This is a genomic window from Martinezella dioscoreae (assembly GCF_009176305.1).
Taxonomy (GTDB): Bacteria; Pseudomonadota; Alphaproteobacteria; order Rhizobiales; family Rhizobiaceae; genus Rhizobium; species Rhizobium dioscoreae.
The window spans coordinates 1-3481 of sequence record NZ_BLAJ01000031.1; the positions used below are offsets into that span (position 1 = coordinate 1).

General features: G+C 59.3%; 5 protein-coding genes. 1 reads left to right on the forward strand and 4 read right to left on the reverse strand.

What is annotated here, in order from left to right:
* Nucleotides 1-57: 57 nt before the first annotated feature.
* Nucleotides 58-282, forward strand: a complete 225-nt coding sequence (locus tag GDN47_RS31690; protein ID WP_113367587.1) for a DUF6429 family protein — start codon at nt 58-60, stop codon at nt 280-282.
* 34 nt (nt 283-316) lie between these two features.
* Here the strand turns inward: GDN47_RS31690 and GDN47_RS31695 are convergent, their stop codons facing one another.
* The 4 genes from GDN47_RS31695 to tnpA are packed head-to-tail and all read right to left on the reverse strand — an operon-like array spanning nt 317 to nt 3392.
* Complete coding sequence (locus tag GDN47_RS31695; protein WP_113367590.1) at nt 317-901, reverse strand: plasmid pRiA4b ORF-3 family protein; 585 nt, start codon at nt 899-901, stop codon at nt 317-319.
* 2 nt (nt 902-903) lie between these two features.
* On the reverse strand, nt 904-2562 hold the full coding sequence (gene tnpC / locus GDN47_RS31700; protein ID WP_152095053.1) for an IS66 family transposase: 1659 nt from the start codon (nt 2560-2562) through the stop codon (nt 904-906).
* A gap of 45 nt (nt 2563-2607) precedes the next feature.
* Nucleotides 2608-2961: an IS66 family insertion sequence element accessory protein TnpB gene (tnpB, locus tag GDN47_RS31705; protein WP_210386791.1), complete on the reverse strand. Its 354-nt coding sequence runs from the start codon at nt 2959-2961 to the stop codon at nt 2608-2610.
* Complete coding sequence (gene tnpA / locus GDN47_RS31710; RefSeq protein ID WP_113367588.1) at nt 2958-3392, reverse strand: IS66-like element accessory protein TnpA; 435 nt, start codon at nt 3390-3392, stop codon at nt 2958-2960. The genes tnpB and tnpA overlap by 4 nt, the downstream gene beginning before the upstream one ends.
* Nucleotides 3393-3481: the final 89 nt, after the last annotated feature.

The window sequence follows — 3481 nt, forward strand, 5'->3', positions numbered from 1 at the left end:
GTATCCATCCGAGGTTGGCCGCGGGACTTGAAGTCTCGCGCGTGGTAGGCTGGCAGAATGGAGATCGACGAGGACAAAATCGACGACGCGGTCCTGGCACTGTTATGGCTGACGCTCCACAACGAACGTTGCGCCTGGAAGGGATTTGACTGGGCGACGACGGATCGGTTGCATGAGAAGGGACTGATCTGTGATCCGGCGAACAAGTCGAAGTCGCTGGTCCTGACGGACGAAGGTCTACGGCGTTCGGAAGAACTATTCCGCCGGTTGTTTACACGGTAAAATCCAGTTTCGGCTTTCAGCCACAGCCCAGTGTTCAGGTTTTGCGTCGCGCTTTTCGGACCCATTTTGCGGCGAGGTCATCGACGGCTTTGTTGAGCTGCGAGAAGTTGGCGCTGTTGGGATTGTAATCGCTGCTGCCCCACCATTCGAGGATTTCGGCATGTCGCTCGTGCGCCGGGTCTGCAAGCGCCTCACGGAACTCCTGATAACCCCATGGACCACCAACGTCTTCAGGCGGGCAGTGTCCCGTTGCTTCGAGGAGCATCGGTCCTTCCGTGCCGACTGCAGGAAAGGTGCGCTCGATCTTGATGCTGTGTTCCCAACCGTCGCCAAAGTCGTAAAGGTATTTGAACGATTTCGCACCGGTGTCCTGGACTGCCGACAGCAGCGAGACCCTGCGGGCATCGATCGGACCATCCCCCCATTCCTTGTCGGGCAAACCAAAGCCGACGTCACGCATGCGGAATTCGTAAAGGTGGTTGTTGGTCCAGCCCATCGCCGCCTGCAATACCTCGTGCAGCCGACTGAGCCTGATGGTGAACGGCACGACAACGCGCCGCATCACTATCGGCTCGACATGATCGAGGGTGACCTTCAGGCGGACGACAGAAGCCACCATCGTCAGGCCGCCAGCAGGACGGTTGCCGGCGATGCACGTTTCCACTCCCAGGGCAGCAGTTCGTGCAGGCGCGTCACAGGATGGTCGGCGATGCGAGCCAGGACATCGGCAAGCCACGCCTTTGGGTCGACATCGTTGAGGCGGCAGATGGTGATGGCAGTCAGCATGACAGCGGCACGATCGGCCCCACGCTGGGAACCGGCGAAGGTCCAGTTTTTCCTTCCTAACGCCACACCGCGCAACGCTCTTTCCGCTGCATTGTTCGTAAGACAGACCCTTCCGTCTTCGAGGAAGAGGGCGAAGCCCTCCCAGCGCTTGAGCATGTAATCGATCGGCTCGGTGACCTCGGACGATCTGCTGAGCGTGGCGCGTTCCTTCGTCAACCACTCGTGCATCTCATCGAACAGCGGTTTGCTCTTCTCCTGCCGCACAGCCAGTCGTTCTCCAGCACTCAAGCCGTTGATCTGCCGCTCAATCTCGAACAACGCGTCGAACCGTTTGACAGCCTCAAGCGCGATCGGCGAGATCGGCTTGCCCTTGCGTTTGCGATCTCGCGCACTTTTCTGGATATCGGCCAGCTCAAAGAATTTACGCCGCGCATGCGCATGGCAAAAGGCGAAGGTGATCGGCACCTCTTTCGTTGCGGCAACAGCGATCGGCTCGAAGCCATTGTAGCAATCGCTCTGGAGAATGCCGCCGTATCTGGCCAGGTGCTTCTGCGGATGTTCGCCGCGCCGGTCACTCGACGCATAATAGATTGCGGCTGGCGGCGCTGTTCCCCCGAATGGCCGGTCATCGCATACGTAAGTCCATATACGTCCGGTCATGCATTTGTCCCTGGCCTGAATGGGAATGGTGGTGTCATCGCCGTGAAGACGCTCGGCCGCAAAGACATGCGCCTCGATCAGATCGAAGACAGGCATGAGAGCGGCTGTTGCGTACCCGACCTGGTCGGCCAGCGTCGAGGTCGAAAGATCGATCCCCTCGCATTTGAACCGGGCACTTTGCCGGTTGAGCGGGCTGTGCATGCCGAACTTGTCGAACAGGATCGTCGCCAGCAGATGAGGACCGATGAAGCCGCGCGGCGTGGCATGGAAGGGTGCTGGTGCCTGGCTGATGCCTTCACAGTCACGGCACGTGAACTTTTCCCGCACCGTCTCGATCACCTTGAACCGGCGCGGAATCTCTTCCAGCGTCTCGGTGACGTCCTCGCCCAGCTTCGACAGGCGCGAACCACCACAGCAGGTGCAAGTCGTCGGCGGCTCGATGACGATACGTTCGCGCTCGATATCGTCCGGCCATGGCTTGCGCACCGGCCGTTTGCGCGTGAACGAACGTACGCTCGAGGTTCTGGCGCTTGCTGCTTGTGCCGCGACCTCATCCTCCGTTGCCGCCGTCACGAGTTCCTCGAGCTGCAGTTCCAACTGGTCGAGCAGGCGCGCCGTGCGTTCAGAGCGCTGGCCTCGCAACTCGCGCCTGAGCTTCTCGATCTTCAATTCCAGAGCAACGATCAGCGCCTCGTTGTCAGTGAGCATCGCCTGCGCATTGGCCGCTTCCGCAACTGCGATAGCGTGTTTAACCTGCAAGGCTTCATGCTCGCCAAGCAGCGCCAGGTAAGCGCCTACAACATCCGCAGGAAGATCGACAGGCTTTGAGATCATAAAGCCATTCGATCAGATTTCCTCAGTATTTTCAATTGAATAATGCTAGCCGACCTTCGTCGGCCGCCAGGTTTCCTGAGGATGCCTCCAGTCGATCCCGGACAGAAGATAACTGAGCTGTGCGGGTGATATCACTATCGCGCCGCCTTCCGCAGACGGCCAGACGAACCGGCCGCGGTCCAACTTTTTTGTAAAAAGGCAGCTCCCCTGGCCGTCACTCCAGATCACTTTTATCAGCGATCCGCTGCGACCGCGGAATACAAAAAGATTGCCGTCCAGAGGGTTCAGTTTCAGCACCTCCTGCACCCGCAACGCAAGCGATGGAAACCCACACCGCATGTCGGTATGGCCCGTTGATATCCACACCCGCACATTTTGACCGGAAGGAAGCGTGATCACCGCAACGTCTCCAGACCCCGCACGATCCGCAGCAGCGCCTCAACGTCGACGCTGCCGTCCACGACCACACGACGACCGTTCGCCGCGACAATCTCCATGCGGCCGGAAGGAGGCGCTACCGGATGCTCCATCGCAGCAGGGGGAGTGACCTGCTTCACCGGCACAAAAGCTTCCGGCATGACGAACGCCGGCACAAAACCATCGCTTTGTTTCTGACCCTCCAAACCCTGGCGAACCGACTTGCGCCAACGGTTCAACAGCGAGCGGCTGATGCCGTACTGACGGGCCGTGGCCGATGCCTGGCCTCTCCCCGCAAAGCTTTCTGCGACAATCCGCAGCTTCTCATCCTCAGTAAATCGACGCCGCCGTCCGGTGTTGATCACCTCAAGACGGCTCACCCGAGACCCGCTGTCCCCTTCAAAAATCTCCATCTGTCCAACTGTCCTTATGCCTGGGAATAAGGACAGGGTCTGAACAGTTTTATCCAATAATCAAAGGCGGTCTCCCTCGGACGGATACG